Origin of the sequence: Saccharopolyspora sp. (assembly GCF_017434145.1) — a bacterium.
GTDB lineage: Bacteria > Actinomycetota > Actinomycetes > Mycobacteriales > Pseudonocardiaceae > Saccharopolyspora_C > Saccharopolyspora_C galaxeae.
The window spans coordinates 1-6,997 of sequence record NZ_JAFRFW010000334.1; the positions used below are offsets into that span (position 1 = coordinate 1).

Annotated in this window: 6 protein-coding genes and 2 pseudogenes; all 8 read left to right on the plus strand. The window is 69.1% G+C overall.

Going from position 1 to position 6,997, the window contains the following annotated elements:
* Positions 1–244, plus strand: a pseudogene (locus tag IJH84_RS09265) (ABC transporter substrate-binding protein); the annotation flags it as partial.
* A complete protein-coding gene (locus tag IJH84_RS09270; protein ID WP_295142736.1) occupies positions 241–1,266 on the plus strand; it encodes an MCE family protein in 1,026 nt (341 codons plus the stop codon). The pseudogene IJH84_RS09265 and the gene IJH84_RS09270, both read left to right, overlap by 4 nt.
* Positions 1,263–2,243, plus strand: a complete 981-nt coding sequence (locus tag IJH84_RS09275) for an MCE family protein (RefSeq protein WP_200069015.1) — start codon at positions 1,263–1,265, stop codon at positions 2,241–2,243. Before IJH84_RS09270 ends, IJH84_RS09275 begins: the two co-directional genes overlap by 4 nt.
* The gene (locus IJH84_RS09280) at positions 2,240–3,463 is read left to right on the plus strand and encodes an MCE family protein (RefSeq protein ID WP_295142739.1); all 1,224 of its coding nucleotides are present in this window, start codon (positions 2,240–2,242) and stop codon (positions 3,461–3,463) included. Before IJH84_RS09275 ends, IJH84_RS09280 begins: the two co-directional genes overlap by 4 nt.
* Positions 3,463–4,665, plus strand: a complete 1,203-nt coding sequence (locus IJH84_RS09285) for an MCE family protein (RefSeq protein WP_295142745.1) — start codon at positions 3,463–3,465, stop codon at positions 4,663–4,665. Before IJH84_RS09280 ends, IJH84_RS09285 begins: the two co-directional genes overlap by 1 nt.
* Positions 4,665–5,771 carry an MCE family protein gene (locus tag IJH84_RS09290; RefSeq protein ID WP_200069016.1) on the plus strand — a complete coding sequence of 369 codons (1,107 nt, stop codon included), beginning with the start codon at positions 4,665–4,667 and terminating at the stop codon, positions 5,769–5,771. The genes IJH84_RS09285 and IJH84_RS09290 overlap by 1 nt, the downstream gene beginning before the upstream one ends.
* Before the next feature lie 32 nt (positions 5,772–5,803).
* Positions 5,804–6,352 carry a hypothetical protein gene (locus tag IJH84_RS09295; RefSeq protein WP_295142742.1) on the plus strand — a complete coding sequence of 183 codons (549 nt, stop codon included), beginning with the start codon at positions 5,804–5,806 and terminating at the stop codon, positions 6,350–6,352.
* Between the two features lie 47 nt (positions 6,353–6,399).
* Positions 6,400–6,997: pseudogene (locus tag IJH84_RS09300) on the plus strand (hypothetical protein); the annotation flags it as partial.

The window sequence follows — 6,997 nt, forward strand, 5'->3', positions numbered from 1 at the left end:
CGATCAAGGGTTGCTGCCCGGCTCGGGCGGTGGCGCAGGAGGCGGCGCGCCCGCGAGCACGTCGCCGCAGTCCGCTTCCGGGGCCGCCGGCGGTGAACTCGGTCTGCAGAACTCGCCGATGGAGCGGGACATGGTTTCCACGGTGCTTGCCCCGTCGATGGGCGTGCCGGCCGAGAACGTCCCCGGCTGGGGATCGCTGCTGGTCGGCCCGGTCTTGCGCGGAGCGGAGGTGAGCTACCGATGAACGGTCGCGGCATCACCGGCCCGCTGGTCAAATTCCTGATCTTCGTGCTGGTCACCGTGCTGGCCACCGGCCTGCTGATCATGACCATCGCGAACAACGACCTGCGCTCCTCGAACTCCTACACCGCCCGGTTCACCGACGTGACCGCGCTGAACGAGGGCGACGAGGTGCGGATCTCCGGGGTCAAGGTCGGCGAGATCGAGAACATCCGGGTGGTCGACCGGCGGCTGGCCGAGGTGAAGTTCAGCGTCGCCCAGCGCAAGCTGCCGAAGTCGGTCACCGCCACGATCAAGTACCGGAACCTGGTCGGTCAGCGCTACCTCGCGCTGGAGCAGGGCCCCGGCCCGGTCAACCAGCACTTGCCCGCAGGCGGCACCATCCCGCTGGCGCAGACCAAGCCCGCGCTGGACCTGACCACGCTGCTCGGCGGGTTCAAGCCGTTGTTCCAGGCGTTGTCGCCGAAGGACGTGAACCAGCTGTCCTACGAGATCATCCAGGTCTTGCAGGGCGAGGGCGGCACCGTGCAGAGCCTGCTGTCGCACACCTCGTCGCTGACTTCGGCGATCGCGGCGAAGGACCAGGTGATCGGCCAGGTCGTGAACAACCTCAACGGCGTGCTGGGCACCGTCAACGCCCGCGACCAGCAGCTGTCCGGACTGATCGTGCAGCTGCAGCAGGTCGTTTCCGGGCTCTCGGCGGACCGGGACTCGATCGGGGACGCGGTCGGCGCGCTGGACGGGCTGACCAACACCACCGCCGGACTGCTCTCCGAGGCCCGCCCGCCGCTGCGGGAGGACATCAACCAGCTCGGCGAACTGTCCAAGAACCTCAACGACAACGAGGACATCACCGAGCGGGTGCTGCAGAACATGCCGGACAAGCTGAACACGATCTCGCGGACCGCTTCGCACGGTGCCTGGTTCAACTTCTTCCTGTGCGGGGTCTCCGGGAATGTCGGTGTCGGTGACGTGAACCTGCCGCTGCCGCTGCTGCCGGCGACCCAGCCGAGGTGCCAAGGATGACGTCTTTCCAGAAACGCGACCCGCTCAAGATCGGCATCGCCGGGTTGCTGGTGCTGGTGCTCGGGTTCGTCCTCGCGATGAACTTCGAGCGGTTGCCGCTGATCAGCGGCACCACGTACCAGGCGAACTTCAGCGAAGCCGCCGGGTTGAAGACCGACAACGAGGTCCGGGTCGCCGGGGTGAAGGTCGGCACGGTCAGCTCGGTGGAGCTGGAAGGCGACCACGTGGCGGTGAAGTTCCGGGTCACCGACTCCTGGGTGGGCAACAACACCACCGCCGCCATCAAGATCAAGACGCTGCTCGGGCAGAAGTACCTCGCGCTGGACCCGCGCGGCGATGCCGAGCAGTCCAGTTCGGACCCGATTCCGATGTCCCGGACGATGGCGCCCTACGACGTCATCGAGGCGTTCAGCGGGTTGCAGCGCACCGTCGGTTCGATCGACTCCGATCAGCTCGCGCAGAGCTTCCGCGTCATGTCCGACACCTTCGCGAACACCCCGGGTGACGTGCGGGGCGCGCTGAACGGGCTCTCCGCGCTCTCGCAGACGATCGCCTCCCGCGACCAGCAGCTCAAGCAGCTGCTGGAGAACACCTCGAACGTGTCCAAGACGGTCGCCGACCGCAACGCCGAGTTCGAGAAGCTGCTCAAGGACGGGAACCTGCTGCTGGAGGAGATCCGCGACCGGCGGGAGCAGATCAGCTCGCTGCTGGACGGCACCCGCGCGTTGTCGGTGCAGCTGAGCGGACTCGTCGACGACAACCAGGCGCAGCTCGGCCCCACGCTGCAGCAGCTCGACAAGGTCACCGCGATGCTGGAGCGCAACCAGGACAACCTGAACCGCAGCATCGCCGCCTTCGGACCGTTCACCAGGTTGTTCTCCAACGTGCTCGGCACCGGTCGCTGGTTCGACACCTACATCTGCGGGCTGCTGCCGCCCGCCGTCGGCCCGATCAACCCGGAGGGCTGCAAGCCATGAGCACCCGGTCCGCGAAATTCCCGATCACCCGCCTGCTGGCCATCGGCTGCGCGGTGGTGCTGCTGGCCACCGCTGGCGTGTGGTGGATGTTCTCCGGCAACGACAAGCGCGTCACCGCCTACTTCACCGCGGCCGTCGGCATCTACCCCGGCGGGGACGTGCGGATGCTCGGCGTGCCGATGGGCACCGTCGACGAAGTGGTCCCGCAGGGCCGCACGGTGCGCGTGACCATGTCGCTGGACCGGGACGTGACCGTGCCCGCCGAAGCCCGCGCGGTCGCGGTTTCGCCGAGCGTGGTCAGCGACCGGTACGTGCAGCTGGCGCCCGTCTACAAGGGAGGGCCGCAGCTGCGCGACGGCGCGGTGATCCCGAAGGAGCGCACCGCCACGCCGGTCGAGCTGGACGAGGTCTACCGCAGCCTCAACGACCTCACCCACGCGCTCGGCCCGCAGGGAGCGAACAAGAACGGCGCGCTGACCGATCTGCTCAACACCGGCGCGGCCAACCTGGACGGCAACGGACAGGCGCTCGCCGACACGTTGCAGCACCTGGGGCAGGCGGGCACCACGCTCTCCGGCAGCAGCAAGGACCTGTTCGCCACGGTGGACAACCTGCAGAAGTTCACCGGGATGCTCTCGGCCAACGACCAGCAGGTGCGCCGGTTCAACGACCAGATGCAGGAGGTCAGCTCGCTGCTGGCCGGCGAGCGCGAGGACCTCGGCGCCTCGATGGCCGAACTCGCCGTGGCGCTGGGCAAGGTGGAGAGCTTCGTCCGGGACAACCGGGAGAACCTGAAGTCCAATGTGGACCAGCTCAACTCGGTGGCCAAGGTGCTGGTCGACCAGAAGTCGGCGCTGGCCGAGTCGCTGACCGACGCGCCGCTGGCGTTGGGCAACCTGCAGAACTCCTACAACGCCGCGTCCGGGACGCTGGACACCCGCGCGGTGATCAACGAGCTGAACCAGCCGCCGCTGGTCTCGGTGTGCAAGCTCGTCCGCCAGCCCACCGGCGGTACCCCGGTCGAACTGCCCGGCAACGTGCTCGACGCCTGCAAGGCGATCCAGCCGGTGCTGGACGGGCTGCTGCCGGTCTCCAGCATCGCCGATCTGCTGTCCCAGGCGCAGGGCAATCCGCCCGCGCAGAGCGGCGGGGCATCCGGCGGGCCGGCGATGCCGCTCGGTTCGGCCGGGGCACCGCTCGTCACCGGAGGTGGCCAGTGATCACGCTCAACCGCGGGCGCGCGGGCAAACTGCTCGGCCTGGCCGTCGCCGCGCTGGTGCTGCTGACCGGCTGCGGGTTCACCGGCGTCTCGCAGCTGCCGCTGCCCGGCGGCGCCGACGTCGGCGACAAGCCCTTGCAGGTCAAGGTGCGCTTCCGGGACGTGCTCGACCTGGTGCCCAACGCGGCGGTGCGGGTCAACGACGTGCCGGTCGGCCGGGTCAGCGCGATCGGGCTCGCCGACGGTTCCTGGGACGCCGAGGCGACGCTGCAGGTCAACCGGGACGTCAAGCTGCCGGGCAACGCCATCGCGCGGCTGCGCCAATCCAGCCTGCTCGGTGAGAAGTACGTCGAGCTGGCCGATCCGCCCGCACCCGAGCCACCGCGCGGCAAGCTCATCAACGGCGACGTGATCGGCCTGGACCGCACCAACCGCAACCCCGAGGTCGAAGAAGTCCTCGGCGCGCTGTCGCTGCTGCTCAACGGCGGCGGCGTGGCCCAGCTGCAGAACATCACCAAGGAACTCAACACGGCGCTGCAAGGCCGCGAAGGCGATGCCCGTTCGCTGCTGAACAACCTGGACCAGCTGGTCGGCGGGCTGGACGCGCAGCGCGACGACATCACCCGCGCGCTGGACAGCGTCAACCGGCTCTCGGCCAGCTTGAACAACCAGCGCGGCAACATCGACACCGCGCTGCGCGATCTCGAGCCCGGACTGCGGGTGCTCAACGAGCAGCGCGGGCAGCTGGTCACGATGCTGCAGTCGCTGGACAAGCTCTCCGGGGTGGCCACCAACGTGGTCGATCAGAGCCGTGCGGACATGGTGCACAACCTGCAGCAGCTGCAGCCGACGCTGACCCAGCTGGAAGCGGCGGGCGACAACCTGCCGAAGTCCTTCGAGATCCTGCTGACCTACCCGTTCACCGACAAGGCGGTCGAGGGCATCAAGGGCGACTACACGAACCTCTACATCGACGCCGACCTCAACCTCACCAACATCCTCGGCAACATCGGACGCTCCCGGCAGCCGCTGATCCAGCCGCCGAAGCTGCCGTTGCCGCTGCCGGAGCAGCAACCCGGTGGCCTGCTACCGCGACCGGACTCGGCCAAACCGGGCAAGGAGTCGCCGGAGACCTCGAAGGCGCCGGAACCGGGCAAGTCCGACAACGGCGGCCTGCTCGGCTTCCTGTTCGGAGGTGACTGATGCTCAGCCGCAAGATGCGCGTGCAGATCGCCGCGTTCGTGGCCATCGCGCTGGTCGGCGTCGGCTACGCGGGCTTCCGCTACGCCGAGCTGGACAGGCTGTTCTGGTCGCGCGGGTACGAGGTGACCATGCAGCTGGCCGACTCCGGCGGGATCTTCAAGAACGCGGAGGTCACCTACCGCGGAGTGCCGGTCGGGCGGGTCGGCGAGATGCAGCTGACCGCGGACGGCGTGCAGGTGCCGCTGGACATCGAGAAGAGCTTCTCGCGCATTCCGGCCGACGTGGATGCCGTGGTCGCGCAGCGTTCCGCGGTCGGCGAGCAGTACGTGGACCTGCGCCCGAAGCGCGATCGCGGGCCGTACCTGAAGGACGGGTCGGTCATCAAGCGTTCGTCCACCAGCACTCCGCTGCCCGTCGAAGACCTGATGACGAACCTGGACCAGTTCGCCAAGTCGGTTCCGGAGGACTCGCTGCGGACCGTGGTCGGCGAGCTCGGCACGGCGTTCCGGGACAACGGCGGCAACTTGCAGACGGTGCTGGACACCACGCGGGAGTTCACCACCGAGGCCCAGCAGCACCTGCCGCAGACCCGGCAGCTGCTCGCGGACGGCACCGACGTGCTGGCGACGCAGAACGACAAGGGCTCGGCGATCCGGTCCTACAGCTCCGACCTGCGCGCGCTGTCCGAGCAGCTGCGCGATTCCGATCCGGACCTGCGCAAGCTGATCAAGCGGGCGCCACCGGCCGCGCAGCAGGTGAGCGGGCTGCTGCGGGAGACGGGGCCGCAGCTGGGGACGTTGATCGGCAACCTCACCAGCACCACCGAGCTGCTGGCGCAGCACAACGACGGCATCGAGCAGCTGATGGTGACCTATCCGATGGTCTCCGCCGGTGGTTACAGCGTGGTGCCCGGCGACGGCACCGCCCACTTCGGGTTGGCGCTGAACGTCTTCGACCCGATGCCTTGCACGAAGGGTTACGAGTCGACCGAGAAACGTGCCGGAAATGACCTGGCTCCGATGCCGCTGAACACTGATGCACACTGTGCGGAGCCACCAGGTAGTCCGATCAACGTACGCGGCGCGCAGAATGCCCCAGGCCAGTGACAGACCGGCCGACCGGGAAACGAGGTGAGCAGATGTCCGAGAACGAGACGGCCGTCGAGACCGATCGCGGCAGCTCCGAGCGGACGCGGTTATCGGCCATGGCCTCGCTGATCTCGGTGGTCGTCGCGGCCGCCGCGGCGCTGTTCTTCGGGGTCTCCTGGGCGTTGGCCGCCGGTGGCGGCGCCGCCGGCTACGCCACCGCGCGCGACGAGGCGTTGCAGGCGGGCACCCAGGCGGTCATCAACTTCAACACCCTCGACTACCACGACGTGCAGCGCGGGCTGGACCGGTGGGCGCAGTCCTCCACCGGCCCGCTGCACGAAGAGGTCGTGAAGGGGCGGCAGGCCAACGCCGAGCGGATCACCCAGGCCAAGACCGTCACCAACGCCGAGGTGCTCTCCGCAGGTCTGACCGAGCTCAACGAGCGCGCAGGCAAGGCCCGCATGATCGCGGTCGTGAAGGTGACCGTGACCCCGGACGGCCAGCCGCCGACCGAGAAGCGCAGCCGCTACCAGGCCGAGCTCACCCGCGAAGGCCAGGAGTGGAAGCTCAGCGTGCTCGGTCCGGTGCCCGTCGGCTGACGCCGCGCCCGAGACCTGCTGACCCGTTCGTTCGAGGAGTGGTTCCCGTGCCCGAATCCCGCCGTCCCAGAGCGACCTCGCGCAAGCGCGTCGCGGGGCAGCGCAACCGACCGGAGACGAAGTCGAACCGGTCGTCCCGGGTCGGCCTCACCCGGCCCGGCGGCCCGCCGGAGCAGGAGGAGCAGGCCGACGGCGCCGTCGAAGCCGTGGACACCGCGGCGGGTGCGGAAGCCGGGACCGAACCGGCGGGCGAGGACTCGGCGGCCTCGCGCGACCGGAGCCGGGAAGATGCGGCCGCCGACTCGGCTGATGAAGCCGCGGATGCCGTCCAGACGACGCCGGGGAGTTCCGGGACCGAGTCGTCGCAGGACGCGTCGGACGAGAACAGCGACGAAACTGCGGACGTCCGGAGCTCGGCAGCCGCTGCGACCACCGCGGACGACGTCCGATCCGAAGACTCGGCCGTCGCGTCCCGATCCGGGACGGACCAGTCCGCCCAGTCGCAGTCAGCCCAGTCCGGGGAGTCCCAGTCCGGCCAGTCCCGGTCCGCGAGCACCGATTCCGCGACTGCTGATTCCGCGGCGTCCGAGCCCACGTCGGTCTGGCGATCCGGCACGCAGACCACGGAGCAGTCCGAGCAGCAGC